At 69.4% G+C, this 24,831-nt stretch carries 26 protein-coding genes; 8 read left to right on the top strand and 18 right to left on the bottom strand.

Annotated elements, in window-relative coordinates:
• Positions 1 to 125 precede the first annotated feature (125 nt).
• Positions 126 to 950: a tetratricopeptide repeat protein gene (locus ACT541_RS05285; RefSeq protein ID WP_476134847.1), complete on the top strand. Its 825-nt coding sequence runs from the start codon at positions 126 to 128 to the stop codon at positions 948 to 950.
• Between the two features lie 73 nt (positions 951 to 1,023).
• On the opposite strand, the gene ACT541_RS05280 is transcribed toward ACT541_RS05285, so the two are convergent.
• From ACT541_RS05280 to ACT541_RS05230, 11 genes are all read right to left on the bottom strand, one after another.
• Positions 1,024 to 1,377, bottom strand: a complete 354-nt coding sequence (locus ACT541_RS05280; RefSeq protein ID WP_476134845.1) for a carboxymuconolactone decarboxylase family protein — start codon at positions 1,375 to 1,377, stop codon at positions 1,024 to 1,026.
• 147 nt (positions 1,378 to 1,524) lie between these two features.
• Entirely contained in the window at positions 1,525 to 2,493 is a 969-nt protein-coding gene (locus ACT541_RS05275; RefSeq protein ID WP_476134843.1) for a type II secretion system F family protein, read from the bottom strand.
• Between the two features lie 9 nt (positions 2,494 to 2,502).
• A complete protein-coding gene (locus ACT541_RS05270; RefSeq protein ID WP_476134841.1) occupies positions 2,503 to 3,498 on the bottom strand; it encodes a type II secretion system F family protein in 996 nt (331 codons plus the stop codon).
• Positions 3,499 to 3,521: 23 nt separating this feature from the next.
• Entirely contained in the window at positions 3,522 to 5,003 is a 1,482-nt protein-coding gene (locus ACT541_RS05265; protein WP_476134839.1) for a CpaF family protein, read from the bottom strand.
• 23 nt (positions 5,004 to 5,026) lie between these two features.
• Positions 5,027 to 6,283 carry a CpaE/TadZ family protein gene (locus ACT541_RS05260; protein WP_476134837.1) on the bottom strand — a complete coding sequence of 419 codons (1,257 nt, stop codon included), beginning with the start codon at positions 6,281 to 6,283 and terminating at the stop codon, positions 5,027 to 5,029.
• Entirely contained in the window at positions 6,280 to 7,017 is a 738-nt protein-coding gene (locus tag ACT541_RS05255; protein ID WP_476134835.1) for a CpaD family pilus assembly protein, read from the bottom strand. The genes ACT541_RS05260 and ACT541_RS05255 overlap by 4 nt, the downstream gene beginning before the upstream one ends.
• An 11-nt stretch (positions 7,018 to 7,028) precedes the next feature.
• Positions 7,029 to 8,513 (bottom strand): type II and III secretion system protein family protein, encoded by a 1,485-nt coding sequence (locus ACT541_RS05250; RefSeq protein ID WP_476134834.1) that lies wholly within the window; start codon positions 8,511 to 8,513, stop codon positions 7,029 to 7,031.
• A gap of 53 nt (positions 8,514 to 8,566) precedes the next feature.
• On the bottom strand, positions 8,567 to 9,373 hold the full coding sequence (gene cpaB / locus ACT541_RS05245) for a Flp pilus assembly protein CpaB (RefSeq protein WP_476134833.1): 807 nt from the start codon (positions 9,371 to 9,373) through the stop codon (positions 8,567 to 8,569).
• A gap of 158 nt (positions 9,374 to 9,531) precedes the next feature.
• Positions 9,532 to 10,044: an A24 family peptidase gene (locus ACT541_RS05240; protein ID WP_476134831.1), complete on the bottom strand. Its 513-nt coding sequence runs from the start codon at positions 10,042 to 10,044 to the stop codon at positions 9,532 to 9,534.
• A gap of 178 nt (positions 10,045 to 10,222) precedes the next feature.
• On the bottom strand, positions 10,223 to 10,396 hold the full coding sequence (locus tag ACT541_RS05235) for a Flp family type IVb pilin (RefSeq protein ID WP_476134829.1): 174 nt from the start codon (positions 10,394 to 10,396) through the stop codon (positions 10,223 to 10,225).
• A 142-nt stretch (positions 10,397 to 10,538) separates the two neighbouring features.
• A complete protein-coding gene (locus ACT541_RS05230) occupies positions 10,539 to 10,712 on the bottom strand; it encodes a Flp family type IVb pilin (protein WP_476134827.1) in 174 nt (57 codons plus the stop codon).
• Positions 10,713 to 11,014: 302 nt separating this feature from the next.
• Here ACT541_RS05230 and ACT541_RS05225 point away from each other — a divergent pair, with 302 nt between their 5' ends.
• The 4 genes from ACT541_RS05225 to ACT541_RS05210 all read left to right on the top strand — a co-directional run bounded on the left by ACT541_RS05225 (position 11,015) and on the right by ACT541_RS05210 (position 14,319).
• Positions 11,015 to 11,482, top strand: a complete 468-nt coding sequence (locus ACT541_RS05225; protein ID WP_476134826.1) for a pilus assembly protein N-terminal domain-containing protein — start codon at positions 11,015 to 11,017, stop codon at positions 11,480 to 11,482.
• 119 nt (positions 11,483 to 11,601) lie between these two features.
• Complete coding sequence (locus tag ACT541_RS05220; protein WP_476134825.1) at positions 11,602 to 12,195, top strand: TadE/TadG family type IV pilus assembly protein; 594 nt, start codon at positions 11,602 to 11,604, stop codon at positions 12,193 to 12,195.
• Positions 12,189 to 12,773, top strand: coding sequence for a TadE/TadG family type IV pilus assembly protein (locus tag ACT541_RS05215; protein ID WP_476134823.1), 585 nt, complete (start codon positions 12,189 to 12,191; stop codon positions 12,771 to 12,773). The genes ACT541_RS05220 and ACT541_RS05215 overlap by 7 nt, the downstream gene beginning before the upstream one ends.
• 127 nt (positions 12,774 to 12,900) lie before the next feature.
• Entirely contained in the window at positions 12,901 to 14,319 is a 1,419-nt protein-coding gene (locus tag ACT541_RS05210) for a bifunctional enoyl-CoA hydratase/phosphate acetyltransferase (protein ID WP_476134821.1), read from the top strand.
• A gap of 19 nt (positions 14,320 to 14,338) precedes the next feature.
• On the opposite strand, the gene ACT541_RS05205 is transcribed toward ACT541_RS05210, so the two are convergent.
• The 4 genes from ACT541_RS05205 to upp all read right to left on the bottom strand — a co-directional run bounded on the left by ACT541_RS05205 (position 14,339) and on the right by upp (position 17,657).
• Positions 14,339 to 15,325 carry a phosphate/phosphite/phosphonate ABC transporter substrate-binding protein gene (locus ACT541_RS05205; protein WP_476134819.1) on the bottom strand — a complete coding sequence of 329 codons (987 nt, stop codon included), beginning with the start codon at positions 15,323 to 15,325 and terminating at the stop codon, positions 14,339 to 14,341.
• Between the two features lie 103 nt (positions 15,326 to 15,428).
• Positions 15,429 to 15,992, bottom strand: coding sequence for a retropepsin-like aspartic protease family protein (locus ACT541_RS05200; protein WP_476134817.1), 564 nt, complete (start codon positions 15,990 to 15,992; stop codon positions 15,429 to 15,431).
• Positions 15,993 to 16,063: 71 nt separating this feature from the next.
• Positions 16,064 to 16,981 carry a PfkB family carbohydrate kinase gene (locus ACT541_RS05195; RefSeq protein ID WP_476134816.1) on the bottom strand — a complete coding sequence of 306 codons (918 nt, stop codon included), beginning with the start codon at positions 16,979 to 16,981 and terminating at the stop codon, positions 16,064 to 16,066.
• A gap of 40 nt (positions 16,982 to 17,021) precedes the next feature.
• A complete protein-coding gene (gene upp, locus ACT541_RS05190; RefSeq protein WP_476134814.1) occupies positions 17,022 to 17,657 on the bottom strand; it encodes a uracil phosphoribosyltransferase in 636 nt (211 codons plus the stop codon).
• 199 nt (positions 17,658 to 17,856) lie between these two features.
• On the opposite strand from upp, the gene ACT541_RS05185 reads away from it, so the two are divergent.
• Both ACT541_RS05185 and ACT541_RS05180 read left to right on the top strand, forming a co-directional pair.
• Positions 17,857 to 19,116, top strand: coding sequence for a GTP cyclohydrolase II (locus tag ACT541_RS05185; RefSeq protein ID WP_476134812.1), 1,260 nt, complete (start codon positions 17,857 to 17,859; stop codon positions 19,114 to 19,116).
• A 69-nt stretch (positions 19,117 to 19,185) separates the two neighbouring features.
• A complete protein-coding gene (locus ACT541_RS05180) occupies positions 19,186 to 20,445 on the top strand; it encodes a URC4/urg3 family protein (protein ID WP_476134811.1) in 1,260 nt (419 codons plus the stop codon).
• Between the two features lie 36 nt (positions 20,446 to 20,481).
• Here the strand turns inward: ACT541_RS05180 and ACT541_RS05175 are convergent, their stop codons facing one another.
• The 3 genes from ACT541_RS05175 to ACT541_RS05165 form a co-directional block, all read right to left on the bottom strand.
• Complete coding sequence (locus tag ACT541_RS05175) at positions 20,482 to 21,477, bottom strand: Hsp33 family molecular chaperone (RefSeq protein ID WP_476134809.1); 996 nt, start codon at positions 21,475 to 21,477, stop codon at positions 20,482 to 20,484.
• A gap of 124 nt (positions 21,478 to 21,601) precedes the next feature.
• Entirely contained in the window at positions 21,602 to 22,537 is a 936-nt protein-coding gene (gene argF / locus ACT541_RS05170; RefSeq protein ID WP_476134807.1) for an ornithine carbamoyltransferase, read from the bottom strand.
• Entirely contained in the window at positions 22,534 to 23,730 is a 1,197-nt protein-coding gene (locus ACT541_RS05165; RefSeq protein ID WP_476134805.1) for an acetylornithine transaminase, read from the bottom strand. Before ACT541_RS05165 ends, argF begins: the two co-directional genes overlap by 4 nt.
• Positions 23,731 to 24,310: 580 nt before the next feature.
• Between ACT541_RS05165 and ACT541_RS05160 the strand changes: the two genes are divergently transcribed.
• Positions 24,311 to 24,829, top strand: coding sequence for a GcrA family cell cycle regulator (locus tag ACT541_RS05160; protein WP_476136036.1), 519 nt, complete (start codon positions 24,311 to 24,313; stop codon positions 24,827 to 24,829).
• Positions 24,830 to 24,831 lie beyond the last annotated feature (2 nt).

Here is a 24,831-nt window from a genome sequence, read left to right as displayed (position 1 = left end):
GACGTCGACGGAGCCCCGCGCAGATGGCCGTTTAACCCCTCGTTAGGGTTAACGTGAGATGACTGGACCGTCACCCTCGTCGCCCCGTCCGTCGCGCGAGGGGCGTCGCGTTCGGAGGTCGGATCATGTCTCGCCCCATCGGCATCACGCCGCACGGAGCCCTGCTCGCGAAGGGTCGCCTCGCGGGCCGCGCACTGACGCTGGCCGCGGTGCTCGGCGCCTCCCTCGCGCTCGGTGCCTGCGCCAAGCCGCAGTCCGGCGACCCGGCCACCACCGGTTCGATCGGCACCGCGCCGGATCTCGGCCCGATCGGCTCGGCGGCCGAATGGACGGACCGCTACAAGCAGAACCCCGACGATCCCTCGACCGCCCTCGCCTTCGCCCGCGCGCTGCGCAACGAAGGCCGCGCCGCCCAGGCCGTCGACGTGCTGCAGAAGACCATGCTCCAGCGCCCGGACGATCCGGCGGTGGCCTCGGCCTACGGCAAGGCGCTCGCCGACAAGGGCGACTTCGACACCGCACTCAAGGTGGTGCGCGCGACCAACTCGCCGCGCACGCCCGACTGGCGCCTGACCTCGGCCGAGGGCGCCATCCTCGACCAGATGGGCGATCCGCGCGGCGCCCGCGAGCGCTACGAGACGGCTCTGCAGCTGGCGCCGGAAGAGCCGACCGTGCTCAACAACTACGGCCTCTCCTTCGTGCTGACGAACGAGCTGCCGGAGGCCGAACGCATCCTGCGCCGCGCCGCCGGTCGGCCGAATGCCGACGGTCGCGTACGCCAGAATCTGGCGCTGGTGATCGGTCTGCAGGGCCGCTTCGAGGAGGCGCGCACCGTCGCCACCCAGGCGCTGCCGAAGGAGCAGGCGGACGCCAACATCGCCTATCTGCGTTCGATGCTGAGCCAACCCAACACCTGGAAGCAGATCGAGAAGGCCGGCAAGACCGGCTGAACGTCGCGACCCGGAATGCGCGAGAGGGGCCTTTCGGCCCCTCTCTTCGTTTCGTCGCGGATCTCGTCGCGGCTCACTCGGCCGCGGGGGTCTCGCCGAACTGGTCGAAGGCCTCGACCGCCTGGGCGGCATACATGTAGGCGGGACCGGCACCCATGTAGATGGCGGTCGCCACCGTCTCCATGATCTCCTCGCGGCTCGCGCCCGCCGCCCGCGCCGCCTTGGCGTGGAAGGCGATGCACGGGTCGCAGCGCACGGTGACGGAGATCGCCATGGCGATCAGTTCCTTGGTCTTGGTGTCGAGCACGCCCGGCTTCAGCGCGCCGGCGGCCAGCGCCGAAAAGCCCTTCATCGCGTCCGGCGCACCGGTGCGCACCTCCTTGAGGAGGACGGTCATGTCGGCGGCGATCTTCTGCCAGTCTTTCATCGTGAGGTCTCCCGGTCTCGGCGGCGCACACGTCGCGCGGCCGCCCGATCCGTCGTTGTCGTCAGAGCCGGTGGTATCGCGACCCAATATATTCGTCAATTCTAATATTGCACGGGTGCCCCGCGCCTCGTGCTCGTCGGCGCGGGCTCACTTCCAGCCGAAGAGCTGGATCATGGCGGGGCCGATGATGACGATGAAGAGCACCGGCAGGAAGAAGATGATCATCGGCACCGAGAGCTTGGGCGGCAGCGCCGCCGCCTTCTTCTCGGCTTCCGAGAGGCGCTGGGCGCGGCTCTCGGCCGACAGGACGCGCAGCGCCTGACCGAGCGGCGTGCCGTATTTCTCGGCCTGGATCAACGCCGTGGTGACGGCGCGGACCGGCTCGAGCCCGGTGCGCGAGGCGAGGTTCTCGTAGGCCTTGCGCCGCTCCTGGAGGTAGGAGAGCTCGGCCGCCGTCAGCGACATCTCCTCGGCGAGCGGCAGCGACTGCGCGCCGATCTCGTCGGCGACGCGACGGAAGGCGGCCTCCGCCGACATGCCGGACTCGATGCAGATCAGCATCAGGTCGAGCGCGTCCGGCCAGGCGCGGCGGATCGACTTCTGCCGCTTGCCGATGGCGTTCTGGACGTAGAGGTTCGGCAGATAGAGGCCGAGGCCCGCAGCACCGAGCGCGTAGATGAACTTGATGTTGCCCGGCGTCGCGAGGTTCGTCAGCACGAAGAGATAGAACATCGCGAAGGCGAAGGCGGCGAAGGGCAGCACGAAACGCGCGAACAGGAACACCGTCAGCGGCGCCTGACCGCGGAAGCCGGCCTGACGCAGGCGGTCGGCGGTCTTCTCGTCGGCCAGCGCGTTCTTCAGCTGCAGCTTCTCGACGAGGTTCTTCATGTAGGTCTTGGGCTCGACGCGCAGCGTCTTGCCGCGGTCGATGCCGAGACGGGCGCGTTCGCGGGCACGGAGGCGCTCGCGCTCGCCCGCCACCGCCTTCATGCGGGACGCCATCTCGTTGCGCTCGAGCATCGAGGAGCCGACCGTCAGCACCGTCACCACGACGCCGGCCGCCACCGCCCCGGCGAGCAGGGTCTGCGGATCGGCGAAGGTTTCGAGGAGCGACATGGCGGGCCCTCAGAAGTCGAAGTTGATCATCTGGCGCATCACGAAGATGCCGATCACCATGTAGAGCATCCCACCGATCAGGATCAGCTTGCCGCTCGTCGCGACGAAGAGAATGGTGATGTAACTCGGACTGGTGAGGAAGACGAGACCGCCGACGACGAACGGCAACGAGCCGATGATGGCGGCGGAAGCCTTGGCCTCCATCGACATGGCCTGGATCTTTTCGGCCATCTTCTTGCGCTCGCGCAAAACGTTGGACAGGTTGGCGAGCGCTTCGGAGAGATTGCCGCCCGCCTTCTGCTGGATGGCGACGACGATGCCGAAGAAGTTGGCCTCCTGCAGCGGGATGCGTTCGTAGAGCTTGAGACAGGCCTCGCCCACCGGGATGCCCATCTGCTGGGACTCCATGATGGTGCGGAACTCGCCCCGGACCGGGTCCTTGGTCTCGGTCGCCACCATCCGCAGGCAGTCGCCGAGCGGCAGACCGGAGCGGATGCCGCGCACGATCAGGTCGATCGCGGTCGGCAGTTCGGCGATGAAGGCCTTCTGCCGTCGCTTGGCGAGATGATCGAGCAGCCAGGCCGGAACGCCGATGCCGCCGACGACGGCGCCGCCGAGTGCGACGAAGAGCTGTCCGGACAGGAAGAGCAGGCCGAAGCCCATCACCGCGCCGATGCCGATCGACACCAGGGTGAAGGTCTTGCGATCCCAGCCGAGACCGGCGCGCGCCAGTCGCATGGCGAGTGTCGGCTTGGTGCCGGCGGTCTTGGCCTTCTGCTTCTCCTCGAATTCCTTGAGGGCGGACTGGACCGAGCGCTTCGAGCGCTGGTTGGCCGCCGCCTGCGCCTCGGCCGACTTGGCGGCGCCGAACTCGACGATGCGCTCGAGCCGTTTGGCGGCGACGTCGTCGGCGACCTTCTCGTAGAAGACGGCATAGATCACGCCGCCGACCGAAAGGGTCACCAGCGCGACGAGAGCCAGGGTCACGACGTCGAGTCCGAACACGTTCGCCCCTCCTTTTCGGCCGCTCAGGCCTCGCGGACCTCGGCGCGGTCGAGCGCCTCGGCCAGACGCCGCTCTTCGCCGAAGTAGCGCGCGCGCTCCCACATCTTCGGCCGGCCGATGCCGGTCGAGCGGTGTCGGCCGACGATGCGGCCGAGTTCGTCCTCGCCGAGGATCTCGTAGACGAAGAGGTCCTGGGTGGTGATGACGTCGCCTTCCAGGCCGATCACCTCGGTGATGTGGGTGATGCGGCGCGAACCGTCGCGCAGGCGCGCCGCCTGGACGATGATGTCGACCGATCCGGCGATCATCTCGCGGATGGTCTTGGCGGGCAGGCCGTAGCCGCCCATGGTGATCATCGATTCCATGCGCGAGAGCGCCTCGCGCGGGGAGTTGGCGTGCAGCGTGCCCATCGAGCCGTCGTGGCCGGTGTTCATCGCCTGCAGCAGGTCGAAGGCCTCCGGTCCGCGCACTTCGCCGACGATGATGCGTTCGGGGCGCATGCGCAGGCAGTTCTTGATGAGTTCGCGCATGGTGATCTGGCCCTCGCCCTCGATGTTGGGCGGGCGGGTCTCCAGACGCACCACGTGCGGCTGCTGCAGCTGCAGTTCGGCGGCGTCTTCGCAGGTGATGATGCGCTCGGTCGACTCGATGTAGAGGGTCAGGCAGTTGAGCAGCGTCGTCTTGCCCGAGCCGGTACCGCCCGAGACGATGACGTTGCAGCGCGACTTGCCGATCACCTGCAGCACCTGCGCGCCTTCCGGCGACACCGAGCCGAAGTTGACGAGCTGATCGAGCGTCAGCTTGTCCTTCTTGAACTTGCGGATGGTCAGGGCCGGCCCGTCGAGCGCCAGCGGCGGGGCGATGACGTTGACGCGCGAGCCGTCGGGCAGACGGGCGTCGCAGATCGGCGAGGACTCGTCGACGCGGCGGCCGACCTGGCTGACGATGCGCTGGCAGACGTTCATCAACTGCTGATTGTCGCGGAAGCGGACGTTGGTCAGCTGCACCTTGCCGTTGACTTCGATGTAGGTCTTCTCGGCGCCGTTGACCATGATGTCGGCGATGTCGTCGCGGGCGAGCAGCGGCTCGAGCGGACCGTAGCCGAGGACGTCGTTGACGATGTCGGCGAGCAGTTCCTCCTGCTCGGCGATCGACATCATCAGGTTCTTGAGATGGATGATCTCGTTGATGACGTCCGAGATCTCCTCACGCGCCGATTCGGGATCGAGGCGGGCGAGCTGCGACAGGTCGATGGTGTCGATCAGGGCGGAAAAGATCGACGACTTGATGTCGTAGTACTCTTCCGAGCGCTGACGCTCCTGCTGCTGGCGGCCGGGCGGCAGCGGCAGGTTGGGATCGGCACCGGCCGGTGCCGACGGCCGCGACGGCGGCGCGGGCGCGCGAGCAGGCGCGGACGTGCGAGCAGATGCGGCGGGCGCCGGAATCGCCGGTTCCGCCCGTCCGAACCCTTGCGTCGTACCACCCGAACCTCGGCGACCGAACATCTCTCACGACCTCGCTCGAACGATCAGGACGCCTTGACGACGCCCAGCTTGGCCAGGAGCGGCGCGATGTCGAACGCGCCGCGCTTGCCCTTGCGGATTTCCTTGCGCCCGGTCGCCACCATCGCCAGCCGTGCGAAGGCCTCGTTGGCGGCGTGCTTGGCATCGAGTTCGCCGATCATCAGGCCCTTGTTGGCGGCGTTGCCGAAGGCGACCGCATCGAAGGGGATGGTGACGTGCGTCTCGAGTTCCAGCGCCTTGGCGAATTCCTCGGGCTTGATCTCGGGCCGCTTCGGCATGCCGACGGTGTTCAGCACCAGATGCGGCGGCGCGTCGTTGGGGCGGGCCCCCTTCAGCGCATCGACCAGAGCGCGGGCGTTGCGCAGACTGGCGAGATCGGGGGTCGCCACCAGGAAGACGTCGTCGGCCTCGCAGGTCTGGCGCCGGACCCACGACGACCACTGATGCGGCAGGTCGAGGATGACCAGCGGCACGATCGAGCGGGCGACCTCGACGATCGTGTCGTAGTCGTTCTCCCGCTGGTCGTAGGTGCGGTCGAGCAGCGCCGGCGCCGCCAGGATCGACAGGCGGTCGGAACACTTGGTCAAGAGGCGGTCGAGGAACACCTCGTCGAGACGCTCGGGCGAGTTCAACGCCTCGAGCATGCCCTGCGTCGGATCCTGGTTGAAGTCGAGCCCGGCGGTGCCCCACGCCAGATCGAAGTCGGCGATCATCACGTCGTTGGCGAACTGCCGGCCGACAGCCCAGGCGACGTTGTGGGCGACCGTCGACGACCCCGAGCCGCCCTTGGCGCCGATCACCGCGACGGTGCGGCCGAGCGGCGTCGAGGCGTGCTCGTAGAGCTCGCCGATGGCGCGGACCACGTCGAACATGGTCAGCGGCATGACGATGTATTCGCTGACGCCGCGGCGGACGAGGTCGCGGTAGAGCACCACGTCGTTGACGTGGCCGATCACCATGACCTTGGTGCCGGGATCGCAGACGTCGGCGAGACCGTCGAGCTGGGTGAGGATGTCCTGCGCCCGCCCGCGCGATTCCACCAGGACCAGATTGGGCGTCGGCGCCGAGGCGTAGAACTCGACGGCCGCCGGCAGACCACCCATCTGGATCTTCAGATGGGCACGCGACATGCGGCGGTCCTCCGCCGTGGCCTCGAGCAGCTGGGCGACGTCGGCGGTCTCGCAGAAGGCCTGGATGGCGATGCGCGGGACCGGGCGAACGTCGTCCGGGTTTGCGCCGTGTGTATCGTGGCCGAGGGTCATCCGCCGCTGCCTCCATTCACCTGACCGACGCTCGGCGACGGCAGGTCGAACTGCGATTTGGTCTTCTCGCCCTTGCGATAGGCCTGCAGGACGCCGGCCCGCCGCGTGGCATCGGGTGCGCCGATCTGGGCCGGCGCGACGAAGTCGGCCGGGTTGTCGGCCATCGCCGCCATGTTGGCCTGGGTGGCGCAACCGAAGTTCCAGTAGTCGCCGTTGCCGAAGTCGGACGTGGCCGGGGCCGGCCACTCGCCGCATTCGTGTGGAACGCGGGCGACGATGCGGGGATAGGCGACACGGATCGGCGCCACGTCCTCGGGACCCTCCGCGGGATAGGGGCGACGCTCGACGAGATGGGTCGGCACGCCACCGCGCCCGAGCGCCCGTACGACGTCGTCGGACAGCCGCTTGGCGCCGACTTCGTTGGCCGAGCCCGACGGGACCAGCACGACCACGCCGCGCGCGCCCTTGCGCCGCGCCTCGCGGGCGAAGCCCTCGACCGAGTTGGCCGTCTGCGCCGTCAGTCGGTCGGAATGGATGCCGACGGGAATGTCCAGCGTCTCCATGCCCTCCTCGACGACGATCGGATGGCGCGTGCGGTAGCCGTCGACGTCGACCGTGCCGGTCGTCTCGGGCTGAGGGCGGGCGCAGCCGGCGAGACCGCCGGCGAGCGTCAGCGCGCCGGTCACGAGGACCGCGTAGCGCAGGGCGGGATGGTTTCGGACGAACGGGACCATGACCTCTGCCCTCAATCGAAGATGTAGCCGACGCGACCCGCCCAGCCGCCGCCGGGCGACTGACCGTTGGCGCGATAGACGCGGTTGAGCCGTCCCATGAACATCGCCGCGGCGTCGCCGGCGGGGCGGAAGTTCTGGTCGGGCCGCTGGAGCTTGTTCGCCGCGACGGGACGCACCACCATCGGCTGGATGAAGATGACGAGTTCGCTCTGCGACTGCTGGAAGTCGCGCGAGCGGAAGAGCGTGCCCAGGATCGGCAGGTTCATCAGTCCCGGCATGCCGGTGAGCGCCTGGCGGACGTCGTCCTTGATCAGGCCGCCGAGCACCATCGCGCCGCCCGACGGGATCTCGAGCGTCGTCGAGGCGCGCCGCACCCGGAGCGCCGGGATGGTCAGCGTACCGATGGTCACCGCACCGTCGGAGGTCAGCTCGGAGACTTCGGTCTTGACCGTCAGGTTGATGCGGTCCTCCGCCAGCACGATCGGCTGGAAGTTGAGCGCGATGCCGTAGGTCTTGAACTCGACGCCGATCGTGCTGCCGGACGAACCGGACGACTGGCTGACCGGGACCGGATATTCGCCGCCGACCAGGAACTGGGCCTGCTCGCCCGACAGCGCCGAGAGATTCGGCTCGGCGAGCGTCTTCATCAGGCTGTTCTGTTCGAGCGTCCGGAGGTTCGCCGACAGGGTGTAGCCGCCACCGGTGTAGGTGCCGCCGATCGTGTTCGGGGTGGTGCCCGAAGTGATCGGGAACGTGGCGGTCTGGTTGAATGCGGAGGCCCAATGCGACGGTCCGCCGCTGGCGCTGACGTCGATGCCGAGCTTCTTCACCGCCTCGCGCTGGACCTCGGCGATGGTGACCTTGAGCATCACCTGGTCCTTGCCGCCGATGGTCAGGGCGTTGACGACCTGGACCGACGAACCGGAGGCATCCGAACCCGACGCGCCGCCGGTCGAGCCGGTGGTGGTGGCGCCGAGCTTGGGATCGGCGCCGACAAAACGGCTCGCCACCTCGTGCGCCTGGATCGCGTCGGTGCTCGAGGCCACCGTGCCCGACAGGACGACGGTGCCGCGCACCGCCTCGACCTTGATGTTGCTCTTCGGCATGAGGCGGCGCAGCAGCGTCTCCAGCGCGCCGGTGTCGATCTCGACCTGGATCTCGAGGTTGGCGACCGCCCGTCCGTTCGCGCCGAACACCACGACGTTGGTGGTGCCGAACTTGTTGCCGATCAGATAGAGGCGCCTGGAGGAGCGCACGACGGCGTCGGCGATCTTCGGATCGGACACCAGGATGTCGCGGATCTCCTCGTCGAAGTCGAGGATCTTCGACTTCGACAGGGCGAGATGGACGACGCGGTCCGGCCGTTCCTCCGAGGAGACGATGCGCTGGGTCGCCTGGGCGCGGACGGGTGCCGGCACCGCGACGAGAGCGGCCACGGCGGCCGCGAACGCCAGCGCGGCGACGGTCGGACGTGGGAAGGCCAATCTGGCGAACATGCGATCACCTCGATACGCGCCGCCGCTCGGGCGGGGTCGAAACGGCGCCCGCCTCAGCGGCGGACGGAAACGGTCGAACTCACCCCGTAGCGGACGATTTTCACCGTCGAGCCGCTGCCGGCGCCGGCGTCGTCCTCGACGATGGGCTCTTCGCGATCACGCAGGGCGCGCAGCGCCAGCGAGATCGTGCCGAGCTGCTGCGACTGGGCGACGATCTCGGCCTGGCGCGGGGTCAGCTCGAGGGTCACGGTGTCGCGGGCCAGCATGGAGGGCGCGTCCTTGCTGTCGTTGACCTGCTGGTCGACGGCCAGGATGCGGATGTTGGTCAGGATGGTCTCGGTCACGAAGGGATCGCCACCGGCCGCCTTGGCCGCCGCGCGGGTCAGGAGGATGTCGACATGGTCGTTCGGCAGCACGAAGCCGCCGGCCGACGACACCGCCTTCACCTCGACCGCCGTCGCCCGCATGCCGGGCGTCAGGATCACCGACATGAAGCCGCGATCGGCCTTCATCAGACGCTGCTCACGGATCGGCTCGCCCTTGACGAAGGCGGTGCGGACGGCCCAGTCGACGAAGTCCTGCTGTGCGTTGGGACGCGACGCCTTGGTGACGTAGGCCTCGACGATGCCGGCCTTGGGGAAGGGCTGCCAGACGAGATCGCCGGCGCCGATGCGCCGGCCCATGCCGATGTCGGCGGCCGCCACCAGCACGTCGATCGTCTCGAGTTGCGGCACGGCCGGAGCCGCCGCCACCGGCTCGGGAACGGGTTCCGGCCGGTGCGACATCTTCACCGCGATCATCGCCGCCAGGATGCCCGCGAAGAGCGCGACCACCAGTACGACCAGACGAGAGACCTTCATGACACGACCCGAGGACAGGTTCGGACGCCGACGACGCCCATCTACCCGGACTTTCGGGGGCAATTGGTTCAGGTATGGTTAACGACGGGTGATTTTGTGTAGTGAACCGGAGGTAAACGTCCATGACGTCTACGGTTCGCGCCCTTCGGGCGTCGCCCTCAGAGCAGCGGCAGCAGCGCCATCCACGGCGTCGAGGGGAAGATCTGCAGTCCGGCCGCCGCCAGCGCCAGCCCGTAGGGGACGTGGCGATGCTCGGGAAAACGGGCGAGGAAGCCGATCCGGAGAATCGGCAGCGGCGCCAGCACCCGGTCGGTCAGGAGGACGAGCAGCGTCAGGACGCCGCCGTAGATCGAGAAGGTCAGCACGAAGTCGGAGAGATGGCCCCAGCCGAGCCACAGCGCGACGGCGCTGGCGAACTTGACGTCGCCGCCGCCCATCCAGCCGAGCGCGAAGAGCGCGAAGCCGGCGGCGAAGACCACCGCGGCGGCGGCCAGATGAAACCCCGCCACCGTCCATCCCGGCGCGGTCAGCGCCAGCGCCGCGACGCCGGCGGCGAAGAGGCCGAGGGTGACGCGGTTGGGAATGGTCATCGTCAGGAAGTCGGTCGACGCCCCGAAGACCGTCAGGAGCGGGAACGATGCGACGACGACGATGGTCAGGGCATGGATCATGCGACGGTCTCCCGAGGCGCCTCGCGCCGCGCGAGGCCATCATCCCGGAGGGACGTTGAGGGAAGGTGAACGGCGCCCACGAACGAAGACGGGCAGGAACCGGAGGTTCCCGCCCGACGGAAACGTGTCGCCGCGGCGCCGTGACGCCCGACCGGCCGGGGCCGCATCGGCGGCGGGATCAGCCGGCGTTGGCGCCGACCGTGTCCGCGATCGTCTTGAACGCGGCGTTGATCTGCGTGCCGACGGCGGTGGCCCCGGCGATGATCGCCAGAGCGATCAGGGAGGCGATCAGACCGTATTCGATCGCGGTCGCGCCGGACTCGTCCCGAAGAAGGCGAACAAGCTTGTTCATCGAAAGCTCCTGAATTGCGCGTCGACGGCGATCGTCGTCGCACGGGCGTCGTCCTGCCCGAAACGACCGGCGCAACGGCCGATGTCCGACGGGCAGGCCGAGGCCCGCCCGCGGTCGGTTCCGCGCCGGTCGCTGCGCGGCATCAGCCGGCGTTGGTGCCGACCGTGTCCGCGATCGTCTTGAACGCGGCATTGACCTTGCTGCCGACGGCAGTGGCGCCGGCGATGATCGCCAGAGCGATGAGCGAGGCGATCAGGCCGTACTCGATCGCGGTCGCGCCGGACTCGTCCTTGAGAAAACGATTGAAGATGGTCATCGATAGGCTCCTCGTACGCACACGGTTTTGACTTCGCATCACGTCGACCGACACGTTGGCCGTTCGAAGTCTGACACCGACACTACGGGGCGCGACCTAAATTGGGGTAAATCGAGATGGTTAGCGAAAGGTTCCGTAGGGGGAATGCCGACATGGTGAGCAAAGGGTTACACCGGTGTGCCGAAACGCGGCTTAAGCGATCGTTCACCAAAACGCTTCAGTATCTCGTCGACTGAACGCGTGCCCCGCCCGCCTCGCGCGTGCGACGCGGGCGCGCCGCCATCGAGACAGAGGTACGTGCCGTGCGCCATCCCGCTCTTCTCGCCGCCCTCGTCGCGGCCGCCGCGTCGCTCGGCGCCGCGACCCCGTCGGCGGCCAAGGACCCGATCGCGGTGATGATCGATCGCGCCAAGGTCATGCGCATCTCCGCGCCCGCCGCGACGATCGTCATCGGCAACCCGGCGATCGCCGACGCCTCGATCCAGGACCGCCAGACCCTGGTGATCACCGGCAAGATCACCGGCGTCACCAATCTCGTCATCCTCGACGCCAAGGGCGAACTGATCGCCGACGAGCTGATCGCCGTCGAGAAGCCCGATCGCGGCATGGTGACGGTGCAGCGGGGTGTCCAGCGTTCGACCTATTCCTGCACGCCCAACTGCAACGTGGCGCTCGAGCCCGGCGACGCCCCCGAGTTCTTCTCGCAGGCCCAGGGTCAGCTCTCCGGCCGCAACGGCTTCGTCGCCGGCGCGGTGACACCGCCGCAGTGAGGCGGAAGGGCCGCGTCCGACCACCGAGGGAACCGAATGTTCAGTCTTTCGCGCGCAGGTTCGACCTCGAAGCGAGGCGAGCCTCGTCGTTTCGCGACGATCGGAACGAGGAAAGCGACATGAGCGATCGCCGGAAGGGGTCGAACGACGTGCAGACGCACCGGCGTGGCGCCGTCGTCCGACGCTTCGTCCGCGCCGAGAACGGTGCCGCCGCCGTCGAATTCGCGATGATCGCGGCGCCCTTCGTCTTTCTGCTCTGCGCCATCTTCGAACTGGCGATCATGTTCCTCGCCGGTCAATTGCTCGACACCGCGACCAACGACACGGCGCGCCTGATCCGCACGGGCCAGGCCTCGACCTCCGTGCCCTCGGCGAGCGCCTTCGCCACCCAGGTCTGCAATCGGCTCTACGTCCTGTTCGACTGCAACCAGCTCGCGGTCGAATCCAAGACCTACGCCAACTTCGCGGCGGTCGGCGATCTGTCTTCGGCGTCGGCCTACAAGGACTCCGACGGCAACTTCGACCAGACCAAGGTGACGAGCTACCAGACCGGCAACGGCTCCTGCATCGTCGTGGTCCGCGTCTTCTATCCCTATCCGGTCTTCTTCAAGTCGCTCTTGTGGGACGCCGCGAGCGTGCCCGGCGGCAAGGTGCTGATGACCGGTGTCGCCGCCTTCCGCAACGAACCCTTCCCCGGAGGTGGCTCATGCTGAAGGCTCCTCCCCGGCTCCGTTCCCGCCGCCGCTCGCTCTTCGGCGACACGCGCGCCGCCGCGGCGGTCGAGTTCGCGCTGCTGCTGCCGCTGATGGTGACGATCTTCATCGGCGGCAACGAGATCTCGATCGCACTGTCGATCTTCCGCAAGGTCGGTCACACGTCCTCGACGCTCGGCGACCTCGTCGCCCAGGCGAGCACCGTCTCTTCCTCCGAGATGACGGACATCATGGCTGCGGCCTCATCGGTGATGACGCCGTGGCCGTCGAGCGGAACCAAGATGATCATCTCGGCAGTGAAGTACAAGACTTCGACGGGCAACAAGGTATGCTGGAGCGCGACGCAGAACGACACCGCCTGGACGGCCGGTTCGGCGCCGCCGATCACCATCCCGACCGGCATGATTGCCGACGGCGAGGAAGTGATCATCACTCGCGTGCGCTATTCCTACACCTCGGTGTTCTCCTCGGTGATGAAGGACATCTGGGGAACGGGCGCGATCACGCTCGAGGACATCTCCTACTTCCGCCCGCGCCTGTCGACGACCATCGTCTACAACAGTCAGGACTGCACCTGATCCGGGTCGCCCGTGCCGCTCTCACGGGCCTACATACGCGGGAACCGCGACGCAAGAACGCCGACGACGTGCCGTGCACCGAAGCGAGGCGGCGGGCGTCCGCCGGTCCGTTCGAAGGGGGACAGCCATGATCGAGAACAAGCTGCGCGACGAGATCGCCACCGGTGCGGGGGCGGCCGTCACCCGGCGCATCCGCGCCGACGATCTCTTCCTCTTCTCCCGCCTTTCCGGCCATCACAATCCTCTGACGCTGCCCGCCGGCGTTCTCGGTGCCGACGGTCACGCGGCGGCTTCGACGATCCCGGCCTTCCTGATCGCCTCGATCCTCTCGGCGGCGGTCGGCAACCGCATGCCCGGCCCCGGATCGGTCTGGCGTTCCGTCGCCATCACCTTCCTCGCCCCCGTGGCCCCCGGCGACGAGATCACCGCCGCCGTCACCATCACGGCGAACTGTCCCGACGGCACCGTGGCACTCGCCTTCAAGGCGGCCAAGGCCAACGGCGAGGCGGTGCTCGACGGTCACGGCGTCGTGGCCGCGCCGATCGCCCGCATCGTTTTGCCGCACATCGACATTCCCGAGGTGATGGTCGAGCGCCACGTCGCCTTCGATCGCCTGCTGTCGGCCGCGCGCACCCTGCCGCCGCTGCCGACCGCGGTGGTCCGGCCCGACGACGAGGCCTCGCTCGGCGGCGCGCTCGAGGCCGCCGCGGCCGGGCTGATCGATCCCGTCTTCGTCGGCTCCCGCGCCCGTATCGAGGCCTGCGCCGCCCGCCACGGTTTCGACATCGCCGGCATCGCCATCGAGCCGGCCGAGGACGACGACCGTGCCGCCGCCCGCGCCGTCGCCCTCGTCCACGAGGGCCGCGTCCGCTCGGTGATGAAGGGGCATCTCCACACCGACGCGCTGCTGCACCACGTCGTCAAGCGCGACGGCGGTCTCAGGACCGCCCGGCGCCTCTCCCACGTCTTCGTCCTCGACCTGCCGGGCCGAGCGACGCCGCTCCTGATCTCGGACGCGGCGATCAACATCGCCCCCGATCTCGACGCCAAGGTCCACATCGTCCAGAACGCCATCGACCTCGCCCGTGCCATCGGCATCACCCTGCCCAAGGTCGGCGTGCTCTCGGCGGTCGAGACGGTCAATCCGGCGATCCCGTCGACGATCGACGCGGCGGTGCTCTCCAAGATGGCGGAGCGCGGCCAGATCCTCGGCGGCATCGTCGACGGGCCGCTCGCCATGGACAACGCCATCGACGCCGGCGCCGCCGCCACCAAGGGCATCGTCTCGCTGGTCGCCGGCCATGCCGACGTGCTGATCGCCCCCAATCTCGAGAGCGGCAACATGCTGGCCAAAGAGCTGGTGTTCCTCGCCTCGGCCGAGACCTCGGGTCTGGTGGTCGGCGCCCGCGTGCCGGTGACGGTGACGAGCCGCGCCGACGACCGCCGCGCCCGCCTCGTCTCGGCGGCGCTCGCCGTCCTCCACGCCCGTTTCGTCGAGACCGGCGAGAGCGTCGTCGCCGCGATGGAACCGGCGAGCGAACCGTGAGGCCGATCGGCGGACGAGGTCACCCCCGTCCCGGCGCCGTGCCGGTCGTCGTCGGCTTGTCGGGGCCGGCGTCGTCGGGCGCCAGAAGGTCTATGAACGGCCGATAGGCGGGCGTGCCGACGCGGACGAAGCCGCCGGAATTCTCCCGTTCGATCGCCTCGTAGAGTTCGGGATCGGTGTCGAGCTGGATCAGGAGTTCGCGCAGCCGCCGCTTGGTCGCCTCGTCGAGCGCCGCGCGCACCGTGTGGGGGCCGAGCGGCAGCGTCGGCGACGACCATACCACGCGATAGTCCGAAGGCTTGACCAGACCGGCCGCGACCATCTCGGCCGGCGTGCCGCGGCTCCAGCCCTCCTGCGGGTCGCCGTCGAGGCTCGACCAGACGACCGCGGCGTCGGCGCGGCCCTCGACCAGCGCCGTCAGCGCCTCTGTCGGACCGGCGGTCTCGACCAGGACCGGCGCCTTGTCGCCGGTGAGGCCGAGACGTGAGAGCAGCATCAGCGGCAGCCGCCGCGTGCCGATCGCATCCCCTTCGGTGACGGCCAACCGCAGGCCGGCGAGATCGCCGACCTTGGCCGGGGCGGCGCCGGGTCTGCCCAGCACGACGGCATGCCAGCCGGCGGCACGATCGGCGGCGCGTGGGGCGGCGAGCGGCTCGACGCAGTCGCAGCGTCGGCTCGCCACGGCGAAGCCGAGCGCCGACAGGGGGGCATAGTCGATCCGGCCGGCGACGAGCGCGCCGACGAGGGCGGTCTCGTCGTCGAAGGTCTGGACCGTGACGGAGGTGTCGAGCGAACCGGCGAGATGGGCGCGGAAGGGCTCGACCCGGGCCAGCGCCGCATCGCGGCGGACCGGGGCGACGATGCCGAGGCGCAGCACGCGCAGCTCGCGCGTCTTCGCCGACCTGTCGGATCTGGGGGCCTTGCCGACCTCGACGAGCTGCGCCGCGGCCGGGGCGGCCAGGGCGAGCGCCGCGAGGAGCAGCATCGAGGCGGAGGCGCGTCTCATGGCGGATCGTCTCGAACGAGGAGCGGCCCGACCCGCCCGATTCGGCAGGAGGATGACGTCGGGGGAAGCGCGACGCAAGTCCCGCCCCGTCACGCCGCGTCCTTCACTCCACGAACGTCAGGCGGCCGTCGGCCATCTCGACGTTGGAGAGCCGCCGCATGAAGCTCATGCCGAGGAGATTGGTGCCGAGCGCCCGCTCGGGCATCACCAGCGCCTCGACCTTGCGCACCTTGACGCCGCCGATCCGGACCTCGTCGAGGATGACGCGCGCCGCCTTGGCCTGACCGTTGGCGGTGGCGATCGGCACGGTGTAGTCGGACGGCATCGGCTGCCGGAGCCCGAGACGGGAGATGTCTTCCTGGCGCAGCGCGACCGAGGTCGCGCCGGTGTCGATGAGGACGGGGACGGTGCGGCCGTTGATCGCCGCGTCCGTCTGGAAATGACCGCGGCCGTCGGATTCGATGGTCACGCGCCGGCCGGAGCCCGAGCGCATCGCCGCCATCGGCGCCGCGCCTTCCTCGACGCGATAGCCGGTCGCGCGCCCGTCGACCGCCACCGGGCGATCGGTGACGAAGGCGACCAAATGGAGCAGCTTCGGCACGTAGATCGGCGACATCAGCACCGCCAACGAGCCGAACAGCGCGAAACGGAGAACCCTGCGCAGCATGCGACCTCATCCTTCGAGGTCGCCATTCTCGGTCGATTCTCCTAACAGGCCCTGAACCGGCCGGGTCGCCCTCAGCCGATGCACCGGATCGTGATCGTCTTCGCCAGCGCCTCGATCTCGTGCCGGTCGCCGAGGCTCGATCGCGCACCGGCCGCCCGGCAGGCGAGCGCCCCCGCGGCGAGGCCCTCGGCGAGCACGGTCTCGATCGCCGCACCGCGGTCGAAACCCGCCGCCAGAGCGCCGATCAGCGCGTCGCCCGCCCCGGTGGTGTCGACGACAGCGAGCGGTGGCGGTGCGCCCTCGAAGAGCGCGCCGTCCGGCGTCGCGGCGACGAGACCCCGCCCGCCGAGCGTCACCACCACGGTGGCGAGGAACCGCGCCGCAGCAGTGCGGGCGAAGTCGGCCGGCGCCTCGGGCAGGCCGAAGAGCCGCGCCGTCTCGGCCGCTTCCGGCGCGTTGACGATCACCACGTCGGCGGCGGCGAAGCTCGCCTCGGCGAGCGGCAACACGGGGGCGGCGTTGAAGACGATGCGGGATCCCGCCATCCGCGCCCCGGCGAGCGCCGCCTCGGTCACGCGGACCCCGAGCGAGTTCTGCACGACGAGCGTCGTGTCGCGCCCGAGCCGACGCAGGAGCGCCGTCGGCGAGGCATCGCCGTTGGCGCCGATCGAGCCGATCATCAGGTTCTCGCCGCGACCGTCGACGGCGATGGTCTGGAGCCCGGTCGGCCGGTCGGAGCGGGCGACGCCGGAGACGTCGATGCCGGCCTCCGCGAGACCGGCGAGCGCGGTGGCGGCGAAGGCGTCGCGGCCGACGGCGCCGACCAGCGCCACCCGGCCGCCGGCGCGGGCCGCGGCGAGCGCCTGGTTGGCGCCCTTGCCGCCGGAGAAGAGCTGGTGATCGCCGCCCTTCACCCCCTCGCCGGGGGCGGGCAGGCGGGCGACCGCCACCACGAGATCGACGTTGAGCGTGCCGAAGACGACGATCAAGCCCGACGCCTCCCCGGTTCGCCCGTCCGCCCGCTCGGGCTCACTTGGTGCCGTAGATCCGGTCGCCGGCGTCGCCGAGGCCGGGGACGATGTAGCCGTGGTCGTTCAGCCGCTCGTCGATCGCCGCCGTGGTGATCGGCACGTCCGGGTGTTCGCCGCGCAGCTTGGCGATGCCCTCGGGAGCGGCCAGCAGGCAGACGAAGCGAAGGTTCTTGGCGCCCGCCTCCTTCAGCCGCTCGATCGCGGCGGAGGCGGAGTTGGCGGTCGCCAGCATCGGGTCGAGCACGATGACCAGACGGTCCGCGAGATCCTCCGGCGCCTTGAAGTAATATTCGACCGCCGTCAGCGTCTTGGGGTCGCGGTAGAGGCCGACGTGGGCGACGCGGGCGGAGGGCACCAGTTCGAGCATGCCTTCGAGCAGGCCCATGCCGGCACGCAGGATCGGCGCGAAGACCAGCTTCTTGCCGGCGAGCGTCGGGGCGTGCATCGGCTGCAGCGGCGTCTCGATCTCGACCGTGGTCAGCTCGAGATCGCGCGTCGCCTCGTAGGCGAGGAGCAGCGAAATCTCCTTCAAGAGCGTCCGGAAGCCCTTCGTCGAGGTCTCCTTCTTGCGCATGATCGTCAGCTTGTGCGCGACCAGCGGATGGTCGACCACCGTCACTCCTTCGAACGCCATCACCGTACTCCTTCGCGGATCTCGTCTCTTTCCCGCACCTTAGCCCGGTCCGCGCCGCCCGCAAGGCCCGCGGGACCGCCCTCCACCGCCGATCGGCGCCGGAGCCCCGCGGTGACCGCGAGACCGGTTTGCACTGCGCGAATTATCTGACAGTCTGGTCCTTTCCGGCGACGCCCGCGTCGACCTCGGAGGCCTGCCCGTGACGACACCCGAAAAGCCCGGCCACATCCGTCTGACGTCCCATCCCGGCGCCTCGCGCCCCCTGCGTTTTCCGCTGAACTGGGGCGCCGCCGACCCGCGCGAGCGCGGTCCCGTGGTGGCGACGGTGACGCGGACCTCGCATCGCAACGCCATCGGCACCCACGGCGGGTCCTACGCGGTCTATCGCGCGCTGGCGGTGGCCTCCGGCGCGCTCGATCCGTTGCAGCGCCCGGATCTCACCAACACCACGCCGCCGATCGACATCGGGCCCCATCCCTCGTGGTCGCGGCCCGGCGAGATCGTCTCGCTCGATCCCTTCGGTCACGAGGTGCAGAAGATCTTCGCCGCGGAGATCGCCGACGGTGTCGACATCCGCCCGACCATCGCCGTCACCAAGGCGCGGCTGACGCTGCCGGAACTGACGCCGGAGTTCGAGAAGGGCCGCATCCGCGTCGACGGCGACATCGTCCGGCCGCAGGGCGACATCGCCGTCACCAAGATCGCCATCGATCCGGTGTGGTGGCTGCCCGGCATCGCCGAACGTTTCGGCGTCAAGGAGGACATCCTGCGCCGGGTGCTGTTCGAACAGACCGGCGGCATCTATCCCGAACTCGTCACCCGCTCCGATCTCGAGGTCTTCCTGCCGCCGATCGGAGGCCAGACGGTCTATGTCTTCGGCGATCCGGCGGGGCTGTCGGATCGGTCGAAGCGGCTCACCTGCCGCGTCCACGACGAGTGCAACGGCTCCGACGTCTTCGGCTCGGACATCTGCACCTGCCGGCCCTATCTGGTGCACGGCATCGAGGAATGCGTGAAGGAGGCCCAGGCCGGCGGCGTCGGACTGATCGTCTACAATCGCAAGGAAGGCCGCGCGCTCGGCGAGGTGACGAAGTTCCTCGTCTACAACGCCCGCAAGCGCCAGGAAGGCGGCGACCGCGCCGCGACCTATTTCGAGCGCACCGAATGCGTCGCCGGCGTCCAGGACGCCCGCTTCCAGCAGCTGATGCCCGACGTGCTGCACTGGCTCGGCATCACCCGCATCGACCGCTTCGTCTCGATGTCGGACATGAAGTACGACGCCGTCACCGGTTCGGGCATCGAGATCGGCGAACGGGTGGCGATCCCCGACGATCTGATCCCGGCGGACGCCCGCGTCGAGATGGAGGCGAAGAAGGCCGCCGGCTATTACGCTCCGGAAGGTGCACCCAGCGGTGAAGATCTCGACAAGACGGTGGGTCGAGGGCTCGACCATTACTGAAAATCGGACCACGCTGGCCACGAATCGGTCGTCCGACCGGTTCGCCCCCCAGACGGAGACGCTGCCCGCATGACGACCGATGCCGCCGCGCCCTCGCCGGAAGACGTCGCCGCGGCGCGACGCCTGCTCTCCGCCGACGCGGTGCGCGAGCGTGCCAACCACCTGTTCGATCTGGCGTTGATGGAGCGGCTCGACCATTTCCGCGTCGACCTCGCCCGCCTCGATCCGGTCGCCGAATGGGTGACGCGGCTGATCCGCTCCGAACATCCGACCCTCGAGGTGCCGCCGCATTCGCGCTGGCGCAACTTCGAGGTCGGCGGCATCGACCGCTGGGGCTCGCTCGCCGCCGGCCGCGAGTGGATGGACGCGCGCGAGTTCGCCCGCGCCTCGATCGACCTCGCCGTCGTCTCGGTGCTGCTCGACGCCGGCGCCGGCCCGCGCTGGTCCTATGCCGAGGCGGTGACCGGCGAGACCTTCGCCCGCACGGAAGGCTTGGCGGTCGCCTCGCTCGCCATGTTCGCCTCCGGCATCTTCTCGACCGAGCCCTTCGACCCGCTGCGCGCCGATGCCCGCGCCCTCGCCGGGCTGACGCTCGAGGAACTGGCCGACGGTCTGCAGGTGTCGCATTCGAACCCGCTGGTCGGGCTCGAGGGGCGGCTCGGCCTGATCAATCGGCTGGGCCAGCAGATCGCCCATCGCCCCGACGTCTTCGGCACCGCCGACGGCGCGCGGCCCGGTGGGCTCGTCGACCATCTCGCCCAACGCTTCCCCGACGGCCGGGTGCCGGCTCCGGCGGTGCTCGAGACCCTGCTCGACGCGCTCGGGCCGATCTGGCCGGGCCGCTGGTCGCTCGCCGGGGTGCCGCTCGGCGACACCTGGATACACCACAAGCTCGAGACGTCGGACGCCACCCGCCACCTGATGCCGATCCACAAGCTGTCGCAGTGGATGACCTATTCGCTGATCGAACCGCTCTCCTGGGCGGGGTTCGAGGTGACGCGGCTCGACGGACTGACCGGCCTCGCCGAATACCGCAACGGCGGCCTGCTGATCGACGGCGGCATCCTGGTGCTGCGCGATCCGGCCGCGGCCAAGCGCTCGCATTCGGTCGAGGACGAGCTGGTGGTGGAATGGCGGGCGCTGACCATCGCGGTCGTCGACCGGCTGGCGGCGATCATCCGCCAGAACCTCGGCCGCAACGCGCTGAACTTCCCGCTCGCCTGCGTGCTGGAAGGCGGCACCTGGCTCGCCGGCCGCAGGCTCGCCCGCGACCGCCGCCCCGACGGCTCGCCGCCGCTGACCATCGTCTCCGACGGCACGGTGTTCTGAGGAAGCGAGGAATGCGCGGGGTGGCCCCCGCGCGCCTCAGCCCTCGCCGCGCATCGCGTGGACCGCCGCCGGATCGAAGTGATACTTCGTCGAGCAGAAGTCGCAGGTGACCTCGATGGCGCCGTCGACCGTCATGTCGTCGACCTGTTCGGCCGAGAACTGCGACAGCATGCCCTCGACCCGCTCGCGCGAGCAGCGGCAGCGCTCGACCATCGCCAGCGGCTCGAAGACGCGCACGCCGCGCTCGTGGAAGAGGCGATAGAGCAGCCGTTCCGACGACACGTCGGTGTCGGTCAGCTCGACGTCCTCGACGGTGCCGACCAGCGCCTCGGCCTCGGCCCAGGCGTCGTCGATCTCGACCTCGTGGGCCTCGGTGCCCTCCGGCGCGTCGCCGGGGTGGAGGTCGCGGGCCTTCACCCGGTCCTCGCTCTCGGGCAGGAACTGCACCATGACGCCGCCGGCGCGCCAGGCATGGCGCGGGCCGCCGTTCGAACGGGTCAGTTCCTCGGCGACGGCGAGGCGGACCTTCGTCGGGATCTGCTCCGACTGCTGGAACCAGACGTGCGCGACCTCCTCGAGGCTCTCGCCCTCGAGCGCGACGACGCCCTGATAGCGCTGCATGTCGGGACCCTGGTCGACGGTCATGGCGAGATGGCCGCGGCCGAGCAGGTCGGGCGGCGAGACGCGGCCTTCGGCGATGGCGCGGGCGACGCCGTCCTTGTCGAAGCTCGCATAGGCGCGGATGCCGTCCGGCGTCTGGAAGTCGACGACCAGCATCGACACCGGCCCGTCGGTGCGGGTCTGGAGGATGAAGCGGCCCTCGAACTTGATCGACGAGCCGAGCAGCGCCGTCAGCGCGATCGCTTCGGCCAGCAGGCGGGCGACCGGCTCCGGATAGGCGTGGCGGGCGAGGATCGCGTCGAGGCTCGGGCCGAGCCGCACGGCACGGCCGCGCAGGTCGAGCGCGGGCACGGTGAAGGGCAGGACCACGTCCTGGGTGGCGGTGGCCGGGATGGTGTCGGCTTGCGTCATGGCGGGCTCGTCTTCGAAAGCGGCGAGCCGACGGCGCGGGGTGCGGCCGTCGGCTCCAATTCGTCATCTATCTGGTGCGCCGAGGCACGTTTCGCCAGTGGCACCCCGAAAGACGGTCTCGCGATCAGGCGCCGACGCGACCGAGGCACCACGCCAGCACGCCCTTCTGGGCGTGGAGACGGTTCTCGGCCTCGTCGAAGACCACCGAACGCGGACCGTCGATGACCTCCGCGGTCACCTCCTCGTCGCGGTGGGCCGGCAGGCAGTGCATGAAGATCGCGTCGGGGTTGGCCGCCGACATGAGCTTCTCGGTCACCTGATAGGGCTTCAGGAGGTTGTGGCGGCGCTCGCTCTCGTCGTCGCCCATCGACACCCAGGTGTCGGTGATGACGCAGTCGGCGCCGGCGACCGCCTCGTAGGGGTCCTCGGTCCACACCACCGAGGCGCCGGCCTTGCGGGCCCAGGCCATGATGTCGGTCTTGGGGGCGAGTTCCGGCGGCGTGGCGATGCGCAGCTTGCAGTCGAAGCGCTCGGCGGCGTGGATCCACGAGGCGAGCACGTTGTTGTCGTCGCCGACCCAGGCGATCGTGCGCCCGGCGATCGGGCCGCGATGTTCCTCGAAGGTCATCACGTCGGCCATGATCTGGCAGGGATGCGACAGCTTGGTCAGGCCGTTGATCACCGGAACGGTGGCGTTGTCGGCCAGTTCCTTCAGCGCGCCGTGATCGAGGATGCGGATCATGATCGCGTCGACGAAGCGGGAGAGCACGCGCGCGGTGTCGGCGATGGTCTCGCCGCGGCCGAGCTGCATCTCGTCGCCGGTCAGCATCAGGGTCTGGCCGCCGAGCTCGCGCATGCCGACGTCGAAGGAGACGCGGGTGCGGGTCGAGGGACGCTCGAAGATCATCGCCAGCACCTTGCCGGCGAGCGGGCCCTCGCCCTCGAAGGCGCCGCGGCGGACGCGCTTCAGGCGGGACGCCTCGTCGAGGATGGCACGGAGCTCGGCCTTGGAGACGTCGGGCAGATCGAGGAAATGGCGCTTGCCGGAAGTAAGTGTCACGCAGCGGCCCCCTTTTCGGCCTCGAGAAGCGCATGGGCGGCGGCTTCGACACGCGCCACGGCTTCGTCGATCTCTTCGTCGCTCACCACCAGAGCCGGCAGGAAGCGTACAACGTCGTCACCGGCGGCGACCGCCAGCAGTTTCTGGTCCCGCATCGCGGCGATCACACCGGCGGGCGGGCGGCGGCACTTGAGGCCGAGGATCAGGCCCTCGCCGCGCACCTCCTGGAAGATCTCGGGATGGAGATCGACCACGGCGGCGAGCTTCTGCTTGAGGCGCAGACCCTTCTGCGCGACCGCGTCGAGGAAGCCGTCCTCGAGCACCACGTCGAGCACCGCGTTGCCGGCGGCCATGGCGAGCAGATTGCCGCCGTAGGTCGTGCCGTGGGTGCCCGCCGTCATGCCGGCGGCGGCCGCTTCGGTCGCGAGGCAGGCGCCGAGCGGGAAGCCGCCGCCGATGCCCTTGGCCGAGGCCAGGATGTCGGGGGCGACGCCGGCGACCTCGTAGGCCCACAGCTTGCCGGTACGACCCATGCCGCACTGGACCTCGTCGAAGATCAGCGACAGGCCGTGCTCGTCGCAGACGCGGCGCAGGAAGGCGAGGAAGGACGGCGGCACCGGGCGGATGCCGCCCTCGCCCTGGATCGGCTCGATCAGGATGCCGGCGGTCTCGGGACCGATGGCGGCGAGGACCCTGGCCTCGTCGAAGCCCTCGACCTTGTCGAAACCGTCGACCTTGGGACCGAAGCCCTCGATGTACTTCTCCTGGCCGCCGGCGGCGATGGTCGCCAGCGTGCGGCCGTGGAAGGCGCCTTCGAAGGTGATCAGGCGATAGCGCTCCGGCCGACCCTCGTGGAACTGGCGGCGACGCGCCGTCTTGATCGCACATTCCAGCGCCTCGGCGCCGGAATTGGTGAAGAAGACGCGGTCGGCGAAGGAGGTCTCGACCAGACGACGGGCGAGCTTCTCCTGATGCGGCGCGGCGAAGACGTTCGACACGTGCCACAGTTTCTCGGCCTGTTCGGTGAGCGCCGCGACGAGATGGGGATGGCAATGGCCGAGCGCGTTGACGGCGATGCCGCCCATCATGTCGAGCCATCGTTCGCCCGAAGCCGTCTCGAGCCAGACCCCACGGCCGCGGACGAACTCGAGGTCGACGCGGGCGAAAGTCGAATAGAGCGCGGTTTCGGTCATTCTCTCGTCTCCGGACGCCGCCGGCCGCGTTTCGAGCGCGGAGAAGGCGGACGCCCCCGGGTTCCTGCAGGCAGGGGCGGACGTTCGCGACGGGCCCCCAAAACGAACGATGCCGCCCTCCGGGCGGCACCCGCGACGACGATCGAAGTGCCTTTGGGGCACCTTTCGTCGAGCGCGCGGATAATGGGGGCGGAAGGGTCGAATTGTCAACGTCGCCGGCCGAAAACCGCGGTCGCGGCAGACCATCGGCGACGACATACGCAAGTCCACGGATCGCAACCGTCGCGCGAAGCGCGCGATCTCGGCGGTACGTGTCATCCCCTGTTGCAGATCGGACTCAACGCTGGGGAAAAGACATCGTTCATCCACCGAAACGATTCCTCGCCGCCTTGCTCGCGAGTCTACGGCTAGTGTAGTTTACGACTTGTTAAACACGACATCTCGTGCGACGGATCGTCCGATCCCATACCTCTCGTCTTGCGTCGACGCCTCGGAAACGAGGCGGCCCCGGAGGGATTCCTCCGGACGAGAAGGGATTCGGAAGGTTCGATCGCCGGCCACGACTGCGAGGGTAGCGATGATCTCCTGGACCGACGAGCGGGTCGAGCTTCTCAAGAAGCTCTGGGGCGACGGACTGAGCGCCAGCCAGATTGCCGGCGAACTCGGCGGCGTCACCCGCAACGCGGTGATCGGCAAGGTCCATCGGCTCGGCCTGTCGGGCCGGGCCAAGGCGCCTCAGCCCTCCGCCAGCCGCCCGAAGAAGCCGGTCACCCGTCCCGCGACCTCGACCGGGCGCTCGGAAGGCGGCCCGGTCAGCGTCGGCGCCACCGCGCTCAAGGCCGAGACCCGGCCGGAGGAACGCCGTCACGCCCAGCCGGCGCCGCAGCTGGTGTCGCTCTCCGACGAGCCGCTGATCCCCAACGCCTCGGTGCTGCAGATCAACGAGCAGACCTGCAAGTGGCCGATGGGCGATCCGTCGGCGTCCGACTTCCACTTCTGCGCCCGTCGCTCCGACGTCGGCATCCCCTATTGCGCCTATCACGCGCGGCTGGCCTATCAGCCGGTCGCCGACCGCCGCCGCGACCGCCGTCGCGCCTGAGG

The sequence above is a fragment of the Pinisolibacter sp. DMC100 genome (assembly GCF_056313705.1).
Note: the sequence above shows the minus strand (reverse complement) of the source record. Positions and strands in the feature narration are given on the sequence as shown.